The organism is Microbulbifer maximicatervae (SeqCode), from assembly GCF_052467305.1.
In genome coordinates, this window is record NZ_CP174306.1 from 1412715 (window position 1) to 1437584 (window position 24870).

General features: G+C 49.0%; 22 protein-coding genes. 16 read left to right on the top strand and 6 right to left on the bottom strand.

Translation table 11 applies throughout. The features are described 5' to 3' along the window. A complete protein-coding gene (locus ACJJI4_RS06565; protein ID WP_444927473.1) occupies positions 1 to 861 on the top strand; it encodes a LysR family transcriptional regulator in 861 nt (286 codons plus the stop codon). Here ACJJI4_RS06565 and ACJJI4_RS06570 read toward each other — a convergent pair. Next, positions 792 to 1703 carry an EamA family transporter gene (locus tag ACJJI4_RS06570; RefSeq protein WP_444927474.1) on the bottom strand — a complete coding sequence of 304 codons (912 nt, stop codon included), beginning with the start codon at positions 1701 to 1703 and terminating at the stop codon, positions 792 to 794. The two genes, ACJJI4_RS06565 and ACJJI4_RS06570, sit on opposite strands and share 70 nt — an antisense overlap. 119 nt (positions 1704 to 1822) lie before the next feature. Here ACJJI4_RS06570 and ACJJI4_RS06575 point away from each other — a divergent pair, with 119 nt between their 5' ends. Together ACJJI4_RS06575 and ACJJI4_RS06580 are read left to right on the top strand one after the other, a co-directional pair. Next, a complete protein-coding gene (locus ACJJI4_RS06575) occupies positions 1823 to 3223 on the top strand; it encodes an aminotransferase-like domain-containing protein (RefSeq protein WP_444927475.1) in 1401 nt (466 codons plus the stop codon). Positions 3224 to 3358: 135 nt separating this feature from the next. Further along, complete coding sequence (locus ACJJI4_RS06580) at positions 3359 to 4129, top strand: hypothetical protein (RefSeq protein WP_444927476.1); 771 nt, start codon at positions 3359 to 3361, stop codon at positions 4127 to 4129. 65 nt (positions 4130 to 4194) lie between these two features. On the opposite strand, the gene ACJJI4_RS06585 is transcribed toward ACJJI4_RS06580, so the two are convergent. Next, entirely contained in the window at positions 4195 to 4575 is a 381-nt protein-coding gene (locus tag ACJJI4_RS06585; RefSeq protein ID WP_413665310.1) for a VOC family protein, read from the bottom strand. Positions 4576 to 5141: 566 nt separating this feature from the next. Between ACJJI4_RS06585 and ACJJI4_RS06590 the strand changes: the two genes are divergently transcribed. Then, positions 5142 to 7010 (top strand): carotenoid oxygenase family protein, encoded by a 1869-nt coding sequence (locus ACJJI4_RS06590; protein WP_444927477.1) that lies wholly within the window; start codon positions 5142 to 5144, stop codon positions 7008 to 7010. 117 nt (positions 7011 to 7127) lie between these two features. Then, complete coding sequence (locus ACJJI4_RS06595; protein WP_444927478.1) at positions 7128 to 8711, top strand: D-arabinono-1,4-lactone oxidase; 1584 nt, start codon at positions 7128 to 7130, stop codon at positions 8709 to 8711. 182 nt (positions 8712 to 8893) lie between these two features. On the opposite strand, the gene ACJJI4_RS06600 is transcribed toward ACJJI4_RS06595, so the two are convergent. Further along, entirely contained in the window at positions 8894 to 9745 is an 852-nt protein-coding gene (locus ACJJI4_RS06600; RefSeq protein ID WP_444927479.1) for an alpha/beta fold hydrolase, read from the bottom strand. Positions 9746 to 9949: 204 nt separating this feature from the next. Here ACJJI4_RS06600 and ACJJI4_RS06605 point away from each other — a divergent pair, with 204 nt between their 5' ends. Both ACJJI4_RS06605 and ACJJI4_RS06610 read left to right on the top strand, forming a co-directional pair. Further along, positions 9950 to 10741: a nucleotidyltransferase domain-containing protein gene (locus ACJJI4_RS06605; RefSeq protein WP_444927480.1), complete on the top strand. Its 792-nt coding sequence runs from the start codon at positions 9950 to 9952 to the stop codon at positions 10739 to 10741. Positions 10742 to 10908: 167 nt separating this feature from the next. Then, positions 10909 to 11643 (top strand): hypothetical protein, encoded by a 735-nt coding sequence (locus tag ACJJI4_RS06610; protein WP_444927481.1) that lies wholly within the window; start codon positions 10909 to 10911, stop codon positions 11641 to 11643. 117 nt (positions 11644 to 11760) lie between these two features. Here ACJJI4_RS06610 and ACJJI4_RS06615 read toward each other — a convergent pair whose 3' ends face one another. Continuing rightward, a complete protein-coding gene (locus ACJJI4_RS06615) occupies positions 11761 to 12249 on the bottom strand; it encodes an Lrp/AsnC family transcriptional regulator (protein ID WP_108732808.1) in 489 nt (162 codons plus the stop codon). 637 nt (positions 12250 to 12886) lie between these two features. On the opposite strand from ACJJI4_RS06615, the gene ACJJI4_RS06620 reads away from it, so the two are divergent. Next, the gene (locus ACJJI4_RS06620; RefSeq protein ID WP_444927482.1) at positions 12887 to 16399 is read left to right on the top strand and encodes an indolepyruvate ferredoxin oxidoreductase family protein; all 3513 of its coding nucleotides are present in this window, start codon (positions 12887 to 12889) and stop codon (positions 16397 to 16399) included. A gap of 24 nt (positions 16400 to 16423) precedes the next feature. On the opposite strand, the gene ACJJI4_RS06625 is transcribed toward ACJJI4_RS06620, so the two are convergent. Then, positions 16424 to 17095 (bottom strand): ChrR family anti-sigma-E factor, encoded by a 672-nt coding sequence (locus ACJJI4_RS06625; protein ID WP_444896826.1) that lies wholly within the window; start codon positions 17093 to 17095, stop codon positions 16424 to 16426. Between the two features lie 7 nt (positions 17096 to 17102). Beyond that, entirely contained in the window at positions 17103 to 17717 is a 615-nt protein-coding gene (locus tag ACJJI4_RS06630) for a sigma-70 family RNA polymerase sigma factor (RefSeq protein WP_444894208.1), read from the bottom strand. A gap of 251 nt (positions 17718 to 17968) precedes the next feature. On the opposite strand from ACJJI4_RS06630, the gene ACJJI4_RS06635 reads away from it, so the two are divergent. The 8 genes from ACJJI4_RS06635 to ACJJI4_RS06670 all read left to right on the top strand — a co-directional run bounded on the left by ACJJI4_RS06635 (position 17969) and on the right by ACJJI4_RS06670 (position 24457). Further along, a complete protein-coding gene (locus ACJJI4_RS06635) occupies positions 17969 to 18400 on the top strand; it encodes a nuclear transport factor 2 family protein (RefSeq protein ID WP_444927483.1) in 432 nt (143 codons plus the stop codon). After that, on the top strand, positions 18401 to 19180 hold the full coding sequence (locus tag ACJJI4_RS06640) for an SDR family NAD(P)-dependent oxidoreductase (RefSeq protein WP_444927484.1): 780 nt from the start codon (positions 18401 to 18403) through the stop codon (positions 19178 to 19180). It begins immediately after the preceding gene. Then, positions 19180 to 20430: an NAD(P)/FAD-dependent oxidoreductase gene (locus tag ACJJI4_RS06645; RefSeq protein ID WP_444927485.1), complete on the top strand. Its 1251-nt coding sequence runs from the start codon at positions 19180 to 19182 to the stop codon at positions 20428 to 20430. Before ACJJI4_RS06640 ends, ACJJI4_RS06645 begins: the two co-directional genes overlap by 1 nt. Before the next feature lie 13 nt (positions 20431 to 20443). Further along, positions 20444 to 21241, top strand: a complete 798-nt coding sequence (locus tag ACJJI4_RS06650; RefSeq protein ID WP_444927486.1) for a DUF1365 domain-containing protein — start codon at positions 20444 to 20446, stop codon at positions 21239 to 21241. Then, a complete protein-coding gene (locus ACJJI4_RS06655) occupies positions 21238 to 22506 on the top strand; it encodes a class I SAM-dependent methyltransferase (RefSeq protein ID WP_444927487.1) in 1269 nt (422 codons plus the stop codon). Before ACJJI4_RS06650 ends, ACJJI4_RS06655 begins: the two co-directional genes overlap by 4 nt. Positions 22507 to 22642: 136 nt before the next feature. After that, entirely contained in the window at positions 22643 to 23158 is a 516-nt protein-coding gene (locus ACJJI4_RS06660) for a DUF2878 domain-containing protein (protein WP_444927488.1), read from the top strand. After that, entirely contained in the window at positions 23151 to 23885 is a 735-nt protein-coding gene (locus tag ACJJI4_RS06665; protein WP_444927489.1) for a hypothetical protein, read from the top strand. Before ACJJI4_RS06660 ends, ACJJI4_RS06665 begins: the two co-directional genes overlap by 8 nt. 176 nt (positions 23886 to 24061) lie before the next feature. After that, complete coding sequence (locus tag ACJJI4_RS06670) at positions 24062 to 24457, top strand: YMGG-like glycine zipper-containing protein (RefSeq protein ID WP_444896834.1); 396 nt, start codon at positions 24062 to 24064, stop codon at positions 24455 to 24457. Positions 24458 to 24870 lie beyond the last annotated feature (413 nt).

The following is a 24870-nucleotide window of genomic DNA, read 5'->3' on the forward strand; positions in this document are numbered from 1 at the left end:
ATGAATAAATGGACTGAGTTAAGGACCGCTTATAAGCTGGCCAAGCTGGGCACTCTGAGTGCAACGGCCCAGGAGATTGGTATTCATAGGTCCACCGTGATGCGCCATATTAATGTACTGGAGGAGAGCCTTGGGGTTGTACTATTTCAGCGCAATGACAAAGGCTATATTCCAACGGAGGCGGGGCTGGAGGTTATGCGACTGGGAGCGGTCACGGACAGCCATTTTTCTCAGTTGTCCTCGCAGTTACAAAGCAAAGAGCAGAATTTGCAAGGCAACCTCACCATCACCTCTGTCGGCGAAATGGTAGACCTGTTGATGCCGCTCATTAGGCAGTACCAGGCCCAGCACCCAGGTATGCTTGTCAATTTAATCGGGGACCTGCGCAATTTTAACCTAGAGTACGGTGAAGCTGATATTGCGATTCGTGTCGGCGAGAAACCAACGACCCCCGATAATATCGTGCTGCCATTTTTCACAACAGAATTCGTTTTCTATGCACACAAATCCTATATTGAAGAGTATGGGCTTCCCGATAAAAGTAATCTCCAAGAGCACAGGTTTCTAGCTCTTGGTGATCGCCCATTACACTTTGGCTGGAATGAATGGATTTATAATCATATTCCCGATCAAAAGATTGTGTTGACTGCTTCCAGTCAGCAAATTCTTAACCAGGCAGTGCTTTCAAGCTGCGGTATTGGCGCCATGCCGAGAATCCAAGCTAAAAAATTTGAAGACATTATTGAGATTCCTGCGCCTGAAAGCTGGCAAATCTCAACTTGGATACTTGTTCATCGCGATATGTTTAACATGCCAAAAATCCGTGAGTTTCTTAGCATCTTAAAGCTCTGGCGAAAGTGAACAATTCCAAGTGCCAGTCCAGAGAAAATCATAATAGCGGCCATTAACTTTTCTGGACCAATCGATTCGCCAGTTAATAACCAACTGAAAAAGAGTCCAAAAACGGGGCAGAGTAAACCTAAAGGTGCAACAGTAGACAGCGGGTACTTAACGATTAACCGGTTCCAGAACCAGTATCCCAATAGAGTGGTTGGGTAGGCCTGAAACAATATGGAAAAAATCAACTTTCCACTAAGCTTGTTTTGAATTTCATAAAATACAGCCGCACCATTTTGAATATAGGTAGCTGCAAACAGTGGTAGCGGTGCAAAAAATAGCCCCCAGACAATAAAGCTAAATACTTGCTGTGTGCCACTGGCCTTTACAATGAGCCCACTGATGCTCCAGCTGGTAGCCGCTATTAGGATAAGTGCAATACTGATAAGTGGCACCGTGCCATCTTCAACCATCAAACTTAGCAACAGCCCTCCCAAGGCAAGTAGAGCCCCAAGAGCTTTCTGCGGGATAATCTTTTCTTTCAGGAATACCCAGCCAAATAGTAGGCTAATCGCAACATTCACTTGCAAAAGAAGTGAGGCCATACCCGCAGAGAGTCCGCTAGAGATTGCCCAGGTGGCCATCCCCCAAACCCCACAGCCAAAAGTCAGGCTGTAGGCCAGAACGTACTTCCAGCTGACTGTCGGTCTGAAAACGAAAAGCACTGCCGGAAAGGCTGCCAAAGAAAAGCGCAAAGCCACCAGAAGGAGTGGGTCTAGATCTTCCGTCCCCATCTGGATAACGATGAAGTTGAAGCCCCACATTGCCATTAGTAGCACACCAAGTAATAAATCCGAATACCGCATCAGCCCCTCCAATTGGTTTCGGGGCTAACTATCCAAGAAATGAAAAAAGGTATACAGATGCAATTTTTGTATAAAATAGGTATACAGTTTGAGCGTAGACGGAATCGGAGAGGGTATAGGTGCGGTATAAAGAGCTTGCCGAACGCTGTATAGAGGATATTCAGTCAGGGAGAATACCAAGTGGTCATAAACTACCGTCCCTCAGGCGGTTCGCTGCACAAAACGAAGTCAGCCTGACAACAGCACAAAGCACCTATTACTTGCTGGAGGAGCTCGGCTGGGCGAAGGTTCGACCGCAATCTGGATTCTTTGCCTCAGTTCCTCCCAGCAGTAACCCGCCTCCCATAATGCCCGCATTCACCTGCCGAACAACAGACCCAGTAAATCACGATTGCTATTTTCGTGGGTTGGGAACAGGGCCATTGGGTGTTGCGTCTTTATCCCCAGGGCTATTGCCGTTAGATTCCCTGGAGCGCAGTATGCGGCGGGCAACCCGAGAGGCTGGCGCCAGTATGCATGGCTATCCGGTTTCCTCAGGGGAGCCGCTTTTGCGCAGTGCGCTTAGCGCACACTTTGCCAGTTATGATTTGCATTTCTCTGCCAATGAATTAGTAGTGACAAATGGTTGTATGGATGCCGTCCGCACAGCGATTGCGATTACGACTAAGCCCGGTGATGCGGTTGCGATCAGTTCTCCTTGTTACAACGGTCTTCTTAATCTGTTGGCTTTGATGGGACGAAAAGTTGTTGAGATACCGACTGTTGAAAACGGTTTAGACCTCCCACAGCTAGAGCGCTATATGCAGCAGGGATTGGCCCAGGCGGGTCTTTTTAGTAGCAGTCATATGAATCCTACGGGCGTGTCCCTGAGCTCGGAGCAGAAAGAGAACCTGGCCGTACTGGCTGGTAAATATCGGGTTCCAATTGTCGAGGATGATGTGTATTTGGAGCTCGGATTTCAAAGAAGTTTGCCCATGCCCGTGCGCTACTGGGACCGGAGCGGGTATGTGCTTTGGTGTGGCTCTATCTCCAAGACATTGAGCGCAGGCTATCGCCTGGGATGGTGCTTACCAGGAAGGTATCGAAAACAATATGAACACTATCGATTTACCGAAAGTTATGGTGTGAACTTGCCTGTCCAATTAGCGGTAGCTGATTTCACCGGTACCAACCAGTACTCCCGTCATGTGCAGGGACTCAGGCAAAAGCTTGCCTTGCAGGTCGCATCCTATCGCAACTACTTAAGTTCAAACTTGCCCGATGAGTCGCGCATCAGTGATCCCCATGGAGGAATGGTGATTTGGTTGCAGATCCCAGGGTTGGATAGCCGGAGTCTTTGCCGTATGGCTTCCGAAGAAAATATAGCCTTGTTGGGCGGTGCAGATTTCAGCACGCTCGATCTCTACGGTGATTGTGTGCGGGTGAATTGTGGTTGGCCGCTTGAAAGTAAAGATGGAGGGAAGACTGAGGCCGGATTTCAGTTGGAACGTTTTATCGAGTTAACTCACTCATGCCGATAATTAATATTATTCAGATATTCACAACCTTGGAAGAAGGTACCTGAACTTTCATATCGTTACACTGCTTTTGATAGTTTTTTTTCCTCTGCTAGAATCCGCGTCCCTTTTAGGATGATTGTTCACGGAGGACATCTAATGAAAACTCTTGCCACTTTTACAGCAGCGATTGCTATTGCCGGTGCGGTTCCCGCTCAAGCAGAACAGAGTTTTGAACTGCCTAAGTTTAGTCAGTGTTCTGTAGCAGCTTCTGCAAGTAATACTAATGATCGCGATGTTTATCGCATCTTTTCAGACTTCTATTATGAAATAGAAGACTCTCGAGAGTATGCAGTTAAGGCTGTGCAATACTGGGCTGAAAGCTTTGCAGAAGGCTGTGCCGGGGAGACAACTCAAGTCAGCCTGGATATGGTTCAGTGTGATAATTTTATTGGCGGCGCACCGGTTTGCAGAATAGAAAGTGATGAAGGTGATTACGTCATTGTGAAAGACTATGTTGATTCAACCAACGTAGTACTCTCTCAACATGACCAACAGAATTGGCCAGGAATACACTCTTCGAATGATCAGGAAACTCTGTGGATGGCCAGACCTGAACTCTGCTATAGCGAGCTTCTGGAAGGGGGTATTGATTCCCAGGCATATTACCTGGATGCCTATAACTATCGCTACTTTGGTGATTACCGCTATGTATTGGCAAGGAGCAGTCGCGATTTAGTGCAAACTCTTGACAGCCAATACAGTCAGTGTGAATACGATACTGCGGGAATTGAAGCCTACAAAATGCAGTGTTCTGAGACCTCCCAGGGGACGAAGGTGTGCGCAACTGCACATACTGGCGCCGGCTATTTCGTATTCGTGAGTGACGATCATCACGGCATGCACGTTATTTTCAACCGCTGGGACTGATTACTCTATTAGTCCACTTATAAAGCGCCTCCCTGTAAGGGGAGGCACCTGATTGCGAATCTTAATTAGCTTGCTCTATACAGTGCGCAGAGCTTATTGCCAGCAGGGTCTCGTAAGTAGGCGAGGTAGATTGGGCCTACGGCGCTATCCCGTACGCCTGGGGGCTCTTCGCAGCTGGTACCACCGTTGGCAATACCTGCAGCATGCCAGGCATCAACCTCTTCAGAACTGTTTACTGTAAAGCCAATAGTGCTGCCGTTGCCATGGCTTGCGGGCTCCCCATTGATGGGTTTGGTGATGGCAAAAATACCGTTGTCATTAAAATAGAAGCAGCGGCCACGATCATCAATAGTGCCGGGTTTGTAACCCAATATTCCAAAAGTGGAATCGTAAAATACCTTTGATTCCTCGATATCGTTGGCCCCGACCATAATATGACTAAACATTGATGTCACCTTAAATTAATTTTAGGGTAGTTGTGCGTGAAAGATTGTATACCAATACTATTAAACATCAATGAATAATCATTTTTTCAATGTCTAATAGAATTGTCATATATCCAATGCTTCCTAGCTGTACCTCTTAGGGTTGTGGACTGATGCAGTTTTCTGCCTGTTGGCGCATATATATGAGATGCCTCATGGATATATTAAATATTGTGCGATTCAATGAGTATTAATATTTATTTTAAATTCTGTTGTTAACATTAGTGTGGTGGTTGTTCTGGGTGGTATCGGATTTCTTATCGATATTTTTTTGTTTGACTGATTGGTGCTTGTTTTTTGTCCTGTTTGATAGGTTTTGTTTTCTGGTTTGGTTTGTTTTTATTGTGGTATATAGGTTGATGGTGTGAATTTTAAGGGGTTAAAATTCTAAAGGGTTGGTTTGATAAGAATAATAAGTGGTTTTCGCCTAAAGGTTTATTTTGGGCGTGAATTGCGCCAATTATTTAATTAAAAATTTAATTTTATGGTCAGATTAAGCTGCCGACCGTATTTTTTAGGGATAAAAAATGAAGCGTCGAGATCTATTGAAGGCCGCAGGTGTAATGTCTGCATCACCGCTTATGGGAGTGGCATCAGTTAAGGCTGGGACAGGCCATACTTTGGATGGCTCTAGTTTCCCAGAGTCAATAATGGTTGGTGATTTGTCAGATTCCTCCGGAGTGCTCAGTGTAATACAGGGAACCTTACCCGATGATGTTATTGGCCATCTTCTTATGGCCGAGGGTATTCCACTGGCATCCAACCATCTTACACCTAATGGAAAGGGGGCTTTGACCCGGCTCGATTTTACTGGGCGGAGCAACAACAGTGAAGTTCCCTATGTCCGAAAAATGATACGCACTGCATCTGCGATAATGCAGGAGCAGGATTTAACAGGCTTCGATAAATTTAGTTTGTTGGGTGGGACAATATATTCAAGCCCGAATCTTGGATTTATGAACTACTGCAATACAGCCCCCAATTATATGGGAGATAACCGTTTTGCAATGAGTTATGAAGGGGGTATGCCCTATGAGTTTGATGCTACAACTCTAGAGATGGTAACCCCTATTGGAGAGGTGGATGAATGGAAATCGAGCTTACCCCCGCTGCTTGAAAATCTAACTCCGGAAAAGTGGCTATTTCCCCAGGTTCGGACTACCGGCCACCCTTTCTTTGATTTGGAAACAGGTAACTGTATCACCATCAACTATGGTGGAAATATTGGTGATTCTGGTAGCTCAGGATTTATTCGCTTAATTCGCTGGGATCGAGAGGGCGCGTTTGAAAGTTGGAGCATTCGGGATCGTCAGGGTAACAACGCCTATATTGCTGCAAGCTCACACTCTCTTGGAGTAACGCGAAATCATATTATTGTCTTTGAAACTGCAGCCAGGGTTGAGTCTACCCGAATTATTGGAACACGAATTGTTCTGCCTCAAGAACACAGGACCCGGTGTTGGGTTATTCGGAAGGCCGATATGGAGCCGGGTGCTGATACTATTATCGCAGATTACCTGGAGCTGGGCTTTGATACGTCGGACATTGTCTGCAACTACGATGACAATGCGGGTGAGGTTACCCTGTATGGCCAATATATGGGGGCAATGGATAAATCTGAGCAGTTATTCCGCTTTGAAATCCTGCAGAAGGGAGGTTTGGTACCCAAGTGGTTGTCCGGATACCCTGCAGCACCGCTGGATGTTGGCGGTTTGGTACGTGCCCGGATTCGAGTTAACTCCAATTCAGCTTCTGAGATTAAAGAAGATTACAGGGTTATTCGGGATGATGCGCTTTCCTGGGATATGAATGATCCGGCTTACCGTGGGCACTTCCAGTTCCCTGAAACCTTTGAGCACCTTTATTGGGCTGCTGTGGGTTACAGGCCTGACCATATATCTATGCGGGTTTCCTGGGCATATCGCGATTATCCTGAGCGCCACTACGGCTATTGGAGTATGCCTGAAGAAAGCCGCCCTTCCGCCTTGATTCATATGGACTGTGTCAATATGAAAATTGCGGATGCCTTTCAGTTCCCAGAAGATTGCGTAATGCGTACACCGCAATTTATGGCCCGCCCGGGTTCCACGGCCCAGAATGACGGTTATGTGATTACAGCAGTTGTACGCAAATATCCAACGACATCTGATTCCAATGGTAAAGAGTTTTGGATTTTTGATGCGGCACGTCTCAGCGATGGGCCAATTTGTATCCTGGCTAACCGATTACTGGAATTTGCAACTACGAATCATGCATTGTGGGTGCCTTCTATAGATCGTCGCCCTATATCGGCCTATCGATCAAATTACGCCGATTTTCTTCGCAGTAAAGCGCCTGATCACAGCAGTAATGTTCGGGACATCATCGATGGGGAACTGCTTCCCCGTTTTGGTTGATTTATCCAGTCTACATTAATGCAAAAAAGGGAGTTCGTTATGTGTGCAGAAATAATAACCAAATCCAAATATTTCTTAAGGCGATGTAAAAAAGCTCTTTTCATAGTCGGTTTTTCCTTGGCTGCAACAAGTGTTGCAGAGCAACTACCGCCACCAATTGAAGTACCTGAGATTTTAAAAAACTACCAGGATACTCAGGATTGTTTCCCTGGCGTTATATATGATCCGACCAGTATCGATGAAGTTCAGCAGATAGTACGTGACGCAGCGGATCAAGGCCGTAAAGTGATGACCGGGAGTCGCCGATTCAACAGTCAGATTGATGCTGCCTGTGCGGGTAACGGAGAGGTGCAAATTACCCTGGAAAATATGGACCAGGTCGTTAGCCTGGACAAAGATAACCTGTTGGTAACCGTCCAGGCTGGTATGAGGTTCAGGGATTTAACCACCTATCTTCGAGAGTACGAACTAAGTGTACCCATGGTGACAGAGCTGGCCATATTCACAATAGGCGGTATGCTGGGAAGCGGTACTCACGGTTCAACGTTTACACAAAAAAGCAGTATGATTTCTGATTATGTCACCGAATTGAAGTTGGTTGATGGTAATGGGGATTTGCGAGTAATCAGTGGTGAGATGCTCAATGCCGCCAGGGTAAACTTGGGTGTTTTGGGCGTAGTTGTTGAGGCGACTATAGAGGTTGAGCCTGGCTATAAGGTAGAAGCGAAAGTAAAAGGGTATCATAGCGATGACGAGCTTGAGGAAGTTGTACTTGATTTGGCTCGCGATAATCATTCGGCTAATGTTGCCTGGTTCCCGGGTTTAGGACGTTATACTGTAACAACTTACAACAAGGTGCCTTTGTCTACTACGGGCAATGCCTACAATGCCCAGGCTGATGTGTCAGACTTTTCCGAATATTTATTCGGATTGATATTCGATAGCCTTCATGAAGCCGACAGTGCCGCACTGCAGTGTTTTGCAGCCTCCCTTCGCCATACTGCGCGCTCCAGTTCCTATTTCAGGGATGTCGATTCAGGCCTGAAGAAGTTGATCAAACCCACTGGGCATGCGGATCTGATGCAGCACTTTGTATGTAAAGAGCCCGACAAATGTGTCTGGGACAACCTTCCAATTGCACTTCAGGAGGTCGCGATTCCCTTTGAAGAGCTGCCCAACTGGATTGGAGATGTCCGCCAGATTATTGCAAATAGTGAAAAAACCTGTTTCCCACTGAATGGTATTTATTTTCGTTTTGGCAAGGCTTCCGATAGTTATTTAGGGATGACAGCAGGCCGTGATACAGCGTTTGTAGGAATTGAATATACCTTGCGTCAACGAGGTGAAGCTGTGCCCAAGAACTACTTTGTCAATTTGGAAATTGAGCAGATGTCTCTCAGGAAGTATGGAGCCAGGCCTCATTGGGGTAAGAATTCAGTCGCTATCTTTGAGGATATGGCCGCGCGCTTCCCTAAATGGTCCCAGTTTATAGATGTGAAAGAAGAGTTGGACCCAAATAATATGTTTTCCAACCCCTTCTGGGATCGGGTAAGCGGGGCTGATCCGTTGGAGAATTATTTAACCCCTGGCTGCAACCCGGATGGTCAGTGTTACTGCCAGGTTGACGAGCACTGTGAAGACGGGGCTAGCTGTCAAGCGGGAGCTTGGTACGCAGAAGCGAGGATTTGTAAGGCTGATTAGAGTGTTGCAGGGGTTGGATGGATAATTCCAATCCCTGCATTATTTTAATATCGTGTAGTGGGTAACAATAAAAGGCTTTTAACTGCTGAGCGGGAAAGAATACTCAAGACATGCTGTGAGCACCTCCCGGCAAATTTGTAATCAGCATCGATGCCTTATATGTATTCTTTCCTTCTTGAATGTTAGTAAGTTACAAGTTGCCGATCACAGTAATTAGCGATGCTCTCTCTTACAAGGTGGCAGAAGCGTACAGGGTCCTCCAGAGGCAGCATATGATTTTCTGCACTTACTTCTTGTAGATGAGTGTCTGGAAGCAATGTGCCGACCGCAAGTGATACAATTTTAAATAGCTGGCGGGTATTACAGCCAAAAGCCACGCAGGCTGGAATAGATATGCTTGAAAGGCTGCTAGGGTTCAGTGTGGGTTGCTCAGTTTGATTAAGCTGTAGAGGCAGGGTGTAGGCATTATCCAGCTGCTGTACACGATATTTAATAGGCTGTTGGGAAAAGTAGCCCGCTCGATTTCCTGAGCCATCGATAAGTAGCTTAGTAGCGGTATCCAGCTTATCTTCAGCTGTTGTTTTGAAAATTTCTGCAAACATAGTTTCAGCATCTCGGCGATACTCTTCCATGTCATTGTTTTCAATGTATCCCGGATGCCCGGGCTCATAAAGGTACAGACTTTTGATTAAACGAGGAGCTTTTATGGCAGCATTTAAGCTCACATCGGCACCATAAGACCATCCTACTAGGTGGACAGGGCCTAAATTTAAAGCCTCAATCAGTCCTATCAGGTCTTGCGCATGGGTATCAATCCCAAAGGGGCCTTCCGAAGGACTACCCGGATTGCCGAAATACCTTTGAGTGAATGAAATTACCTTGAACTCTTTTGACAGGATTTTGCAGTGCTCTTGCCACATCCGAGCATCGGCCAGTGCGCCATGTACAAGAACAATGGGTTCGCCCTGTCCCTCCTGGACATAAGAGATAGAGTAGTTGTTTACAGTGATCGAGCCTTTCGGATTTCCGTCCATGGAGCCTACCTCCTGAGAGTCATTTTTTAGTTTTTATCATAGTCTACTGAGGGGCTATGTTTAACATTTTCTAGTTCAGTTGTTGGGAGAAAAAGACAGTTGCCCTAATGACTCTCTAACGAAAGTGCACTTGTAGCCCTCGTAAGAGAAATCAAGGAATGTTTCGGGTATAGTTGATTTTTTTGAAGTTGTAGACAGATGTATATGGAATCGCTGATAAAGGATCGCTTGAAATCACTGGAAGTAGAGCGAGATATTGAAATTATCTATGCCTGTGAGTCAGGAAGTCGCGCATGGGGATTTGAATCCCCTGATAGTGACTGGGATGTAAGATTTATCTACAAGCGTAATATTCAACAATATCTCACTATAAGTACTCCCAGAGATGTCGTTGAGGTTCCATTTGATAAGAAACTTGGCGATGAACTGGACTTGGTCGGTTGGGATATCAAAAAGACTTTAACTTTAATGAGGGCAAGTAACCCCACTTTAATCGAGTGGCTATTTTCGCCAAAGGTCTATCTTAGAAATGAAGGGTTTTTGGAGCTATTGCAGGATTTGGCTCTAAAATGTTGGCAGCCGCGAGCATTAGCTCATCACTATGTCAGTATGGGGTTTAATAATTACTCCAGGTTTGTTCGTGAGGATGATCGAGGTTTTAAAGAGATTAAGGTCAAGAAGTTACTCTATGTACTGCGTTCACTGCTTAATGCGCTGTATATAAAAGAGTTTACACAAATTCCTCCTGTGGACTTTAGTTGCATGTACAACGAATTGTTGCCCTCCTCAGAAAATGAGTGGCTCCTGGATGTTCTTTCCAGTTTGATTGTGAAAAAGAAGTTGCTTGAAGAGGGCGATTTGATAGCCGTTGATAGCAAACTGGATGGCTGGATTCAAACAAATCTGGATAGATCCGCTGCCAACTCCATAGAAGAAAGGCCAAAGCTGGATCTTCCGGAATTTGACAGGCTTTTTCGTAAAGTGCTGGGTGTATAGTCTTTTAAAGCGGACGCATTGGAATCTTGTGCATATGCGGTGCGCATAGGATTATGGCGAGTAGTGAGAAGAGCAGCTGTGGGGATTAGGCTGGATTAACAGGCAACTATATAGCCACCTGTTACCTTGTGATAACGTTATATCTCACCAAACTTTGATAGGGATTTATGATGAAAGTGTGCACAAGAGTACTACTGCTGACTGCCTTATTTGTTCTGGGTGGCTGTGCCTCATATACCACTCCAGGAGGCTCGGTACATTTGAGTGAGCTGGCAGATGCCGATATCAATGAATTGATGTCTAAAGAGCCAGCAACGCCATTCCCTGCAAATATCTCGATTGCCCGAGTTCAGGCACCGGGGTACCAATCTTACCGGCTCAATAGCTTTGGCACAGGTCGCTACAGTGTTGTTACTACTCGGGAGGTGGAGACCGACAGGGATTTTCTTCGTTTGTCGCAGCTGCCGGCAGTATCGAATGTAGCGCCGCTCAATAAAATCCTACTGCCGACCAATCTGGACTCAGTACGGTCACTTCGGGAGGCTTCGGCCCGGCTAAAAGCTGATATTTTGTTGGTGTATACTTTTGATACTTCTTTTCATGCCGGTGAGCAGAAATTTGCACCACTCAATGTTATCTCCCTGGGTTTTTTAAAGAACAAGGAGGTAAAGGTAACAACCACAGTCTCGGCAGCATTTTTTGATGTCCGCACCGAGTATCTGTTCGGTATTTCTGAAGCCACAGCAACAGACAGTACGAGTGCCAGTGTTTGGAGTACCTCAGATGCGGTTGATGATTTGCGAGTAGCAACAGAAAAAGCCGCGTTTCAGGATTTACTGCCGGAAATTGAGAAGACCTGGGCAGGCATCGTTACTCAGTACGCGACTAATCCAATAGAGTAAACGTGTAAATCTGCTTATTTATAGTTAACCGAATGGTGTGAAAAAGTAACTCACACTTTTGAAAGTGCATTAAACAGGAGTTGAGTGCGCCTATAGATATACAGGCGCACCAAGAAGTTAGCCTTGGCTTTCTAGCAACTGGTCCAGCGGCAACTCAGTGCGGTAACGCACCTGCTTCAAAGAGAAGCTGCTTTTAATATGATCGATGCCTGGGAGCTCAGTGAGCTTTTTGTCCAGGAATTCCTGATAGGCCTGCAAATTGGGTACAACAACTCGCAGCAGGTAGTCGAAATCACCGGTCATCAGGTAGCACTCCATCACTTCCGGCCATTGGCCGATAACCGATTCGAAGTCTTGCAACTCTTTTTTCACTTGGTGGTTAAGAGTAACCTGGATAAATACACTTACCGGTAGCCCAACCTTTTCCGGTTCAAGCAGGGTAACTGCGCGTTTTATAAACCCTTGCTCGTTTAGATTTTTAACCCGCCGTGAACAGGGGGAGGGTGAGAGGCAGACTTTTTCTGCAAGCTCAATATTTGGAATGGTGGCATCCTGTTGAAGGATTTCCAGAATTTTTTTGTCGATGGCATCCAGTAAATAGGCCATGGTTATATTCCGTATCTCATCTCTCTGAACGTACGCCGGTATCGCCGGCTGCTAATCATCAACCTGCCAGTGAATTTATGCTTCCCAGCGTTCTCCGGTAAATTGTGTGCATTTCGTACATGGTTTTTTTTGGTTTGTTATGGCAGTAGCTTCCTATACTGCGCATCTTTTGTGAGACCTTCTCGTTTTTTATTAATTTCCCGCTAATGGGTACTTTGCCCAACCGGTTGATACTAGTTAACTGCAATCGGGTAGAAACTGATACCCCCTGATCAGTTCCAGGCTATGCCTCTCAAAAAGCTGAACCTTTGGCACTTATTTAGTCACACAGAGTGTAAAGGCCAGAGGCGAGCACCATAAGAGGGCATGTCCTTTCCGTTGTATCCCCCAAAATACTTCATTTTGAGTGATTTGTTGCCAGTAGCTGGTCATCTTTAGCGAGTTATGGCGGCATTATGCCTGAGTTGGGCCAATTTTGGTATGACCTGCTCTGCCGGGCAGTGTTAATTTTAGCGCTATTAAACAGCTCTGGTCTGTTCTGCTGTAACTCGGGAGATGCCGCGAATATTTTCGCGACACGTTACTGGCGGCGAGAACCGGAGTGATAAAAGCAATAAAGATAAAATAGGTGGTACCCATGGCAATGGTCGAAGGCGATCAGGAATTGGGCTTTGATAGCGAGTATTCGCTGAAAGCGGCTTTTACCCGTGAATCCGGCCGTGTATTCCTGACCGGAATTGACGCCCTGGTTCGTTTGCCCTTAATGCAAAAGCGCATGGACGAGCTGGCGGGTCTCAATACAGCTGGCTTTGTTTCCGGTTATCGCGGTTCCCCATTGGGCGGTTACGACCAGGCCCTGTGGCGGCACAAGAAGCTATTGGCCGAGCGGGAAATCCATTTTGAGCCGGGCATTAATGAAGACCTGGGGGCGACCAATATTTGGGGCACCCAGTTGCTGGATCACTATCGCCAGCAGGCAACGAAAGACGGCGTCTTTTCTATTTGGTATGGCAAGGGCCACGGTGTAGATCGCACCGCAGATGTTTTCCGCCAAGCCAATATTCAGGGCACCTCAAAACTAGGTGGTGTTTTGGCGTTGTGTGGGGATGACCACACTGCAGAATCCTCCATGTTTTCCCACAATACCGACCAGATTTTTGAGTCGGTAATGATGCCGCTGATATTTCCGTCCTCCATTGATGAGTACCTGACCCTGGGCCTCGCGGGCATTGCCTTATCCCGTTTTTCGGGCTTGTGGGTGGGTTTTAAGGCAATTACTGAAACTGTAGAGGCCGGTGCTTCCTTGATTGTGCCGGAGTTGCCCCAGTTTACAATTCCAGCTGACTTCCCAATCCCCCCGCACGGCCTGAACTACGATCCCCACCTGAATTGGCCTGCCGAGCGCCTTGAGTACGAGCGCCGTATGCTGGAGGAGCGTTTGCCTGCAGCCAAGGCATTCGCCTATGCTAACCGCCTGGATAAAACCACCCACAGTGCGGAGCAAAAACGCTTCGGCATTGTAACGGTGGGTAAGGCCCACGGTGATTTGCTTGAAGCCTTGAAACTGCTCAACTTATCAGAGGCAGATCTGAACTCAGCAGGCATCTCCATCTATAAAGTGGCGATGTCCTGGCCGCTGGAGCCTAGGGGCATCAGCGAGTTCGCCAAGGGCATGGAGCGCTTGCTGGTAGTTGAGGAGAAGCGTCCCCTGGTGGAGGATCAGCTGAAAAACCTGCTCTACGGTTGGGAAGATAGTTATCGTTCGAAGGTAGTCGGTAAGAAAGACCTGGATGGCAAGGACCTGTTGCCGGCAGTGTGGGGCTTTGGCCCGGATCAGGTGGCCAAGGCCATTGCCCGCTGGCTGGTGGATACTGAACTGGCGGCACAGCTGATTCCCCTGGCAGAAAAACTGGGGGGCAATGTCGCTGCAAAGGCTCAGGGCTTGTTGGCTCGTGAACCCATTTTCTGTGCAGGTTGTCCTCATAACACTTCCACCAAATTGCCAGAAGGCAGTTTGGGGAGTGCCGGTATTGGCTGTCATATTATGGCTTTGGGTAAAGGCCTGCGCACCGATACCTATTCCCATATGGGAGGCGAGGGCGCCCAATGGGTAGGACTGCACCGTTTTTCCAGCGCCGAGCATATTTTCCAGAATATGGGCGATGGAACCTACAACCACTCCGGGCTATTGGCCATTCGCCAGGCCGTGGCGAGCCAGGTGAATATCACCTACAAAATTCTTCTGAACGATGCGGTGGCCATGACCGGTGGCCAACCCGCCGATGGCGAAGTTAATGCTCCCTCCCTGGCTGCACAGTTGCTGGCCGAGGGGGTTGGTACGGTTATTCTTTTGACCGAGAACCCCGACCACTGGCGCGAACACCGCAGCCAACTGCCCACTGCCGTAGAAGTTCTTCCCCGCTCTGAGCTGGACGCCGTGCAGCGTCGCCTGCGGGAAACTGCTGGTGTGACGGCGATTATTTATGAGCAGGTCTGTGCGGCCGAGAAACGCCGCCGCCGCAAGAAAAAACAGATGGTCGATCCATCCCAGCGATTGCTGATTAACCACCGGGTCTGCGAAGGCTGTGGCGATTGCAGTGTGCAGTCCAGCTGTATTGCCGTGGAGCCGCTGGAAACCCCGTTGGGGCGCAAGCGCCAGATCAACCAGTCCAGCTGCAACAAGGATATGCGCTGTGCCGATGGTTTCTGCCCGAGCTTTGTCACTGTGGAAGGGGGAGAACTGAAAAAGCCCCCGGTGCAGTCCCTGGCGGATGCCCTGGACGTGGCTATTGCCGGATTACCTTCTGCGCCGGTCGCGACTCTGGCCCAGCCACTCAGTATTTTGGTGGCCGGCATTGGTGGCAGTGGTGTACTTACCGTGGCGGCACTGCTGGGTATGGCGGCGCACCTGGAAGAGAAGGGCAGTACAACTTTGTACTTTACCGGACTCTCACAAAAAAATGGCGCTGTAGTGGCTCACGTGAAAGTGGGAGAAAACCCCGAGGCGATTACCACCGCTCGTATTCGCGATGGTGCGGCGCAGTTGTTATTAGGCTGCGATATGGTCACCGCCGCTGGCCAGCGGACCAAATTTGCCACCGGCGAAATGCGTGCCTTGGTAAATACTGCTGAAGTACCGGTGGCTGCCTTTGTTCGCGACAACGAGCTGGCATTCCCTGCCGATGCGACCCAACAGAGTATTGAGTCCCTGTGTGCGGAGTATTTTGCCTTTGATGCGAATAAATATGCCCAGGCACTGTTTGGCGATACCGTAGCCAGTAACTTGATGATTATGGGTTTTGCCTGCCAGAAAGGACTGCTGCCAATCGGTGAAGCGGCCTTGGAACGGGCCATTGAGCTCAATGGTGTGGCGGTAGAGAACAATCTGCGCGCTTTCCGCGCGGGCCGTTTGCTGGCGGAAAACCCTAAAGCGATCGAGCAATTGGCAGTGCCGGCCAAGCCTGTGAAATTGGTGGAGCCTGAGGAGTCAGTGGAGCAGTTGCTGGAGCGATTGGCAGCAGAGCTTCGCGACTATCAAAGCCCGGCCTATGCGGCAGAATTCCTTCGCCATATAGAGGCGCTGCGCAAAGCAGAGTCCTCATTGCCAGCTGCTCGGGGCGATCTTACCCGTATAGGTGCGCGCAGCCTTTATAAAGCGATGGCTTATAAAGATGAGTACGAAGTGGCGCGTCTCTACACCGGTGAAGATTTCAAGCGACAGCTACGTGAGACATTCAGCGGCGACTACACCCTGAAATTCCATATGGCGCCGCCGCTTCTTGCGCGCCCCGATAGCAGTGGTCGCGTGCGTAAAATGCAGTTTGGCCCCTGGATGGGCAAGCTGATGCCGCTGTTGGCTAAGGGTAAAGTTCTTCGCGGTACTGCACTGGATGTCTTCGGTTACACCCAGGAGCGCCGTGCTGAACGGCGCTGGGCCCAACAGGTGGCCAAAGCAGTTGATAGCGTGGCCGCGCATCTGTCCGGCGAAAACCTGTCAGAGGCACAAGAGCTGCTCGAAATCCCCCTTCAAGTGCGAGGCTATGGCCATGTGCGCGAGGAAAAATTCGCGGCGGTCAGCGATCGTTGGGATGAGCTTTCTGCAGTATTTGTGGATGGGGAGCAAGAGCCGACTTCTCTGGCGGCGTCCTAGACGCCGCAGCTCTTTTAATCGGTGTCAGCCCGGACGAAACGGGATAAGGCGGTTTAGCAACCAGCCGCTGACACCGGTAATCGCCACCGGTGCCTGTACCGCAGAGAAGCACAGGCACTCTTGATCTTCTGTGACCGTCGGGCGGTGCACGTCGCCGGGTTCCCGCAAAAGAAAGTCCCCTGGACTATAAACACCATCACTGTCAGAGAAGCTGCCGTACAGAACCAGGGTGAGTTCGTAGCCCCGGTGATCGTGCTCTGCAACTTTGCCGCCACAACTCAGGCGATGAAAGCTCACTTCATATTGATCCTGCCCGGTTTTTAGTCGACACATTTTTAAGGCGGGCGCGATAGTTTTCCATTTGATCGGGGGATTTTTTTCCAGCAGCTTGTGCACGACTGGCGGCGCATCCGCCAGCATGGGCTCTGTGGATTTGGATCTCTCGGGAGCCACTTGTTGCGCCGGTTTAGCTGCCTGATCAATACGTCCCATCAGGCGTTGGAAAGCCTCATCGTTTACGGCCTGTGGTGCACAGGACTCCAGAATGGAGCCACCCAGGGTGTTCATGGTTCGATATTGAGCGCGACACTCGGCACACATTTGTATATGGGCGGAAACGACCAGGCTGGCGCCTTTGGGCAGGCTGCCGGAAGCGTATTCAAGGAGTAAATTTTTATCGGGGTGGTGGCGAATCATACTAAACCTACTTGGCCAACCTCGCTTGTAACTTCTTTAGGGCCAGTCGCACGCGGGACTTTACCGTGCCCAATGGTAATTCCAGCTCCTTGGATATCTCACTGTGGGATTTTCCCTCCATATAAGCCTTTTCCAAGACGTGGCTCTGTTCTGCTGGCAGGCTGTGCAGGCCTTCCGCAACTTCCTTTTCGTTGCGTCTTCTCTGTAGAAATATCAACGGTTGGTGTTCGGGGGTTTCATCCCAAACATCCATGGCTTCAATAATCTCGGCGTTTTGATGACGCCCGTTGCGGCGCAACATGTCGATACGAGTGTTGCGCATAATGGTGAATATCCAGGTGCTGGCAGAAGCCTTACTGGCATCGAAGCTGGGGGCCTTGCGCCAGACTTTGAATAGGGTTTCCTGAACTAGCTCATCGGCGGCTTCAGCGCTAATTGCCTGAGTGGTGCGGCTGTGATGGAAACCCTTAATTAGTGGGGCAAAGTGGTGAAAGAGCTGCTCAAAGGACTGGCGATCACGCTCCGCACCGACTCGCGTCAGCAGGGCACTCCAGTCCTGGTCCTCTCTTTGTGGCAGTTTCACCGGGCCTATTTCACTTTTTGCTTGGGGGCTATGCGCCATGTTAACGGTCTTTCTGTCGTTGTCGATACTCACGCAATCAAGCATGTCTGGAAATTAGAGTTGGGAGCTGTTGTGGTACATCCGTGTACCACATTCTGCAACAGACTCTCAGGGGGAGACTTCCAAGTTGTCTGATAACTACTTACGCAGAGAGGGCATAACTGGATCACTCTGTCCTACCTTTTATTGAGCGGTGATCCACCCGATGGGGTGTGGCGTATTTATCTGCAGCTAGAACAGTAAGGAATCCGATGATGAGCGCGTTGATTGAGGAGCTAGAGGAGTACTACAAAGACTTCCTGATGCAGGAAACTGGCAGCCTTGGATCACTGTATAGCGACGATGTCATTTTTTGTGACCCGTTGCATCGGATAGAGGGATTGCCTGCTTTAAAGAGTTACTTTGCGGGAATGAGCAGGGGGCTTACCCAGTGCCGCTTCCAATTTGATGATCTGCCGGTGGTGGGCGAGGGCAGCGCCTGCCTTTCGTGGACCATGCACTACCGACACCAATCACTCAAAGGTGGACGCCCATTACAACTTCGTGGCTGTAGCCTGTTGCGTTACACCGATAAGATTCACTACCACGAGGACTTTTACGATATGGGTGCCATGGTCTACGAGCAGGTGCCGGTATTGGGTTCGTGTATTGGTTTTATCAAGTCGCGATTGGAGCGCAATTAAGTGTCCCAGGGAATTCGCGATAAAACCATCTGGATCACAGGTGCTAGCTCGGGTATCGGACGCGCGCTTACATTGCGCTTGGTGGAACAGAATAATTTTGTGATTGCCAGCAGTCGCAGGCTGGATGCGCTGACGGAGCTACAGAAAATAGCCCCCAGTCGCCTTAGGGTTTTAGACTGTGACCTTAGTGATGATGCGGTGATGCCGGGTGTTGCTCGGCGACTAGCGGACTTCACAGATCACCTGGATATGGTGGTTGCTTGCGCTGGTACCTGTGAATATGACGACGACCTTCAATTGGATGTCACCATGTACCGACGGGTTTTTGATGGCAATTTCTTTGCCTTGGTGAATACCTTAAAGTGCGCGCAGCCACTGTTAGCCGCAAGTCGGTCTCCGGTATTTGCCGCGCTCGGCAGTCTCTCGTCAGTGGTACCTTTTCCTCGAGCCGAAGCATATGGCAGTTCCAAAGCGGCGGTGGCCTATTTTCTAGAGTCGGTGCGCGCCGATACCAGTCTTACTCCACTTCGGGTGGTCCACATTCGCCCGGGGTTTGTCGATACCCGCCTTACCCAGCGCAATGACTTTGACATGCCCTTTTTAATGACTCCAGAGCAGGCTGCCGAGCGTATTGAACAGGGGCTCTGTGGCGTTGGGCACACAGTCGATTTTCCCAAGCGGCTCAGCTGGCCTCTGCGGTTTCTGGGTTTTTTCAGCGCAGCCTGGTTCCGTTTTTTCGTACCCAAAATGACAAGAATCCGCACACTAAGGAAGAATTGATGCGAATCGCTATTGTTGGCAGCGGCATTGCCGGTCTTACTGCCGCTTATCTATTGAATCGAAAGTACGATGTCACCCTGTTTGAAGCACAGGCGCGCCTGGGAGGGCATACCGCTACGGTTGATATTGACGAGGGGGGACGCCGGTTAGCAGTGGATACCGGCTTTATTGTTTACAACGACTGGACCTATCCGAATTTTATTCGCTTGCTTAAAGAGCTGGGAGTTCAATCCCAACCCACCTCCATGGGCTTTAGTGTGCGCTGCGATCAGGAGGGGTTTGAATATGCGGGTAACAATCTCAACAGCCTGTTTGCACAGCGCTCGAACATCGTCAGCGCCGGGCACTGGCGTATGCTCTGGGACATAGTGCGCTTTAACCGCAATGCCCTCCGAGACTGGCAGGAGGGGAGGCTGAGCGAGACATTGACCCTGGGTGAGTATCTACCTGCGAACGGTTACTCCGCAGAATTCGCCAATCGCTATTTGGTACCTATGGGCTCTGCTATCTGGTCTGCCAGTGTGGCGCAAATGCTGGAGTTTTCTGTCAGTTTCTTTGTCCGCTTCTTTGTCAATCACGGCCTGCTCAACCTGGTGCGTCGCCCGCAGTGGCGAGTGATCAAGGGCGGGTCGCGTGAATATATTGATCCGTTAATACAATCTTTCGCCGATAAAATTCGCTTATCTACGCCCATTGAGGCGGTGCAGCGCTGCAGGGAAGGTGTGAATGTTCGCACCGCAGCAGGGGAAAATTTGGAGTTTGATGCCGTTGTTTTCGCTTGCCATTCCGATCAGGCCCTTCAATGTTTGACCGACCCCAGCGGCAGTGAGCAAAAAATCCTGGGGGCTATACCCTATGTAAAAAATGCCGTGGTCCTGCATACAGACAGCACCTTGCTACCCCGTCACCGTCGCAGTTGGTCGAGCTGGAATTACCAATTGCGCAGTGAACAGGATGCACTGCCTGTTTTAACATACAACATGAATATACTTCAGGGCTTGAATACCGAGAAAACGTATTGTGTCACCCTGAATGCCGAAGAGCGTATCGATCCCAAGTCTGTGCTCGGTCGTTTTGAATACTCCCATCCCCAGTTCTCTGTGGCCGGAACACGAGCGCAACAGCAGTGGGATAGTATTAATGGTGTTAACCGCACCTGGTTCTGCGGTGCTTATTGGGCAAATGGATTTCATGAAGACGGTGTAACCAGTGCGTTGCGAGTGGCTCGGGGGTTGGGTGTCGACTGGTAAGGAGGCCGGTATCATGGAAAGTGCGATTTATACCGGGTGGTTGGAACACCGGCGCTTTGCGCCCAGAGCTCATCAGTTTCGCTACCAGGTTTTTATGATGTACGTTGATCTGGCAGAGGTGGAAGCCATTTGCCAGCTCTCACCTCTTTGGTCCTCCCAGCGGCGCGCACCTGCAAGATTTTGTCGCAGTGATTTTTTTGGCGATGAATCCCTCAGTCTTGATAAGGCGGTTCGACAGCGGGTGGAGGAGGAAGCGGGAGAGCAGCCTGCGGGACCTATTCGCTTGCTGGCCAATTGGCGCTACTTTGGCTACAACATGAATCCACTCAGTGTTTACTATTGTTTCGATGCTGAGGGCCAGAATGTGGATTGGTTGCTCCTGGATGTGCACAACACTCCCTGGAAAGAGTGTCACAGCTATGTTTTGGACTGTCGTAATAATACCAAGCTGCAAAAAGCGACCTTCGCAAAAACATTTCATGTCTCGCCTTTTATGCCCATGGCCCAAGGGTATCGATGGAGGGGCACAAAACCTGGAGAAAAGCTGACAGCTTACCTGCAAAATTTTGATGCGAGTGCCGATGATACAGAAGATGGCGCTCGCCCAATGTTTGATGCAACCCTGAGTTTACAGCGCTGCGAAATTAGCGGCCGATCGCTTGATTCAATATTGATCCAGTACCCCTTGATGACCGTAAAAGTTATAGCCGCCATTTATTGGCAGGCACTGAAATTATGGGTCAAGCGTATCCCGGTATTTTCGCACCCTCGCGACGACGCCGAGGTTCAGGCAGGAGATAAAAAACTATGAGAGCAGTTCAGGAAGTTGATCAGGCTTCGTCGTCAAAATCAGAAGTATCGGCACAGTCCTGGCCCGTTCGCCTGGCGCGTAAGCTGGTGTTGGAAAAACTCAAAGGTATTGATCGTGGCCACTTGCTAATTGAAGAGGGGGGGCAGTGTTACCACTTTGGCCAGAGGCCAGAAGAAGCAGAGATATCGGCACATATTTGCGTACATGATCCATCCAGCTATATACAGGTGCTTTTAAATGGAACCATTGGTTCCGGAGAAGCCTTTATGCAGGGAGCCTGGACCTCAACCAATACCGTGGACCTGATTCGCCTGATGGTGGACAACATGGAACTGGTGGAAGGTATCGATAGTCGTTGGAGCTATTTACCCCGATTAGGCCTGCGCTGGTTACATCAGTTGAATGCGAATAACCACAATGGCTCACGCAAGAATATTTCTGCACACTATGACCTGGGCAATGAATTTTTCCGGTTATTTTTGGACAGGACCATGCTGTATTCATCTGCGGTCTACCCGTCTGAAAACGCAACCTTGTTTGAAGCCTCTAATCACAAACTGGAACTGATCTGCAGAAAGCTAAAGTTAAAACCCTCCGATCACCTCCTTGAGATTGGTACTGGGTGGGGGGGAATGGCCGTTCATGCTGCCAAGTACTATGGCTGTAAAGTAACAACCACTACTATTTCCCAAGAGCAATATGACTATGCCCGTCAATGGGTGAAGCATGAGGGTTTAGAGGGGCAGATAACCCTTTTATTACAGGACTATCGGGACCTGAAAGGTCAGTACGATAAAATTGTATCGATTGAAATGGTGGAGGCAGTAGGGCACGAATTTCACAAGACTTTCTTCGCTGGTTGTAGCGAATTACTCAAAGACGATGGCTTGATGGTGATGCAGGCAATCACCATTCGCGACCAGCGCTACCACGAGTATCGTAAAGAGGTCGACTTCATTCAGCGATATATCTTCCCTGGTGGCTGCCTGCCGTCTAATCAGGTTATCGCGGACCATATTGCCAATTCAACCGATATGCAGATTGTTGGGCTCGAAGACATCACCGCCCATTACGCCCGCACATTAAGTGACTGGCGCAAAGCATTTCTTGAGCGAATTTCCAAAGTGCGCGAGTTAGGTTTTGATGAGCGATTTATTCGTATGTGGGAATTCTATTTATGCTATTGCGAAGGGGGATTTTTGCAGCGAGTGATTGGTACCGCTCAATTTGTGTTCGCTAAACCTCGGTTTCTGGGCAGGTTCTAAACTTCTCAAGTTAATCTTGTGAAGTGTTTGTCTTTCAGAATGGCTCAGGATCAATGCGTGATTTCAGGGAGTTGTTTAAACCTTTTAAGAGTTTGCAATCCAAGGATATTACGGAATCAACCAGAGGCTCTCCTGCATGTGGCGTTTTGTCGCTAATGCCTTACTTTTCGATATCGCCTGGCCACTGTGCGTCATAGTGGCCAAGGTGTGGTTGGTGGTTCCCTTTACTCTGTTGAACCTTTTTGTACATCTGCGCTTTATCGCCAATTTGCCCAGGGAACCGCTTTGGTTAGCGGGGGTGTTTATCTTTGGTGTGTCTATAGACTCTATCTTGTTTCATTTGGGGGTGATGCGAAATGACAGCGGCTCCTCCTGGCCTCCCTTATGGCTGATCTGCCTGTGGTTGAACTTTGCCATGACCTTACGATACAGTTTGGTTTTCTTACAGAAAAATCTATGGTTGGCGGTAATCCTGGGTGGTTTTTTTGGGCCATTTAGTTACTTTACCGGTGCATTCCTAAATGGCACTGTGGAATTGCACAGGCCCTTGTGGCAATCCCTGGGAACATTAAGTGTAATTTGGGCCTGCATCCTGCCGTTGTTTGCCTATTTGGCAAGAGAGATTTGTCAAAAAGAGGTGAGCAATGCTTGAATTTATTGCGATGTCGGCTATTGCCGGAACTAACTGTCACTATGAAGGGCCTTTCCTGGTCAAAGGTTTGGCCTATGATCCGGATAATCAACAGTTGCAGTACTGCGAATATTATACTTCGCAAGATAATGGCGAAATAACTGTTTTCTACTATGCACCCCAGGGTGATTTGATAGCAGAGAAAACTCTTCGAGAGCGAAATGGCCCCGCAGCTGGTCGCAGTGCCTTACCTAGCGTCACTCAAATAGATCGGAGGCATGGCGAAGTCCGTGAAGTCCTTTGGGGTAACGGCCAGTGGATGATGCGCTACAGAGCCAACGAGGGCGAAGCTTGGAAAGTAAGTTTGCGAGAGGCACGAAGTGTTGATGTAGTTGATGCAGGCTTTGATACTTATGTGCGTGACCACTGGGACTTATTGTCTTCAGGAAAAACTCTTAAATTCAATTTTGCTTCGCCACTGCATGGTCGATCGATAAAGCTACGCGCTAAGGCAGTATCCTGTAGTCAGGCGGTAGGTGAAGATACCTGTATACGAGTAGATGTTGCCCAGCCTCTTATCCGTCTTTTCGTAGAGGACTTAAATCTCACTTACGATACGGAGAGTCGGCGATTAAAGAGTTTTAAGGGCATAGTAAATATCCTCGATCCACAAGCGAAATCTCAAGAATTAGAAGTGTTTTACCAATATTCAATTCTGCCTGTAGGAACCCAGCCTGCAGATCCATAGATAAAAGGCGCCCCCACTAATAGCTACAACACTATTTACGCCTGTTGGATTTGTTGCCCAGCGGGTCATTCATTTTTAGGCGCCGGACTGGCGCCAAGTTCTACCAGCAGCTAAACCTAAAGAAGAAAAGCGTGACAAGCTCACTATCCTGTGGCGAAAGCGATATGGGGTGTTTGATGAAGACTGCTATTTCTGCAACTGCTGGAATTATGATGTCGCTGCTTTACGGCTGTGCGAATCAGCCAGAGCAGGTTCCCGGTGCCGGTGGAATCGTTATCGATACCTGGGGCGTTAATATGAATCAGTATCAAGCGGACCTTGCAGAGTGCAAGGGAATCGCTTACTCCACGTACAGTGACCAAGGGCGCAGAACTGCTGCCGGTGCTGCGGGTGGAGCTGTAGTAGGTGGTGCGCTCGGTGCAATAGTCGGTGACAGTGGGCGTGCTGCGGTAGCCGGAGCCGGTGCCGGCGCGCTTGTTGGGGGCTTGTCAGGGGCGGGTAGTGCGAGCTCTGAGGCAACCTACATCATCAAGAATTGCCTGGTTGGTCGCGGATATCGAGTGTTGAATTGATCTTCTGCGAAAAACTGCGGTCCAATTTTTATCAGTCCTCTGCTATTCAGCAACCTCACAGGACTTGGCACTGGCCGGGGGAAGTACCCCCGGCCTTTTTTCTGTTTTACAGCTTTAATTTCAATCTTTTTCTTTCTCCCGGTTAGCAGTTTTAATTTCTGTGCTAGGGAGCCTCTGAATAATTCCGTAATGCCTCTGCGGGTCTTGAAGGCTGCAGATGTTAGGCGCAGCTCGCCGCGAATGGCCGTAGCCCTTTGCAAGAGCTGCAACGCAACAGCTGCGGCCTTCAAGGCCCGCCCTTCGGGGCATGCAGAGCGATTCACACTCCGCGTTGCAACTTCTTGAAAGGTCTAGACATTCCTGCGAAGTCGCGCCTTGATTGTGAACCGCTCTGCATGCCAGAGGCATCACGG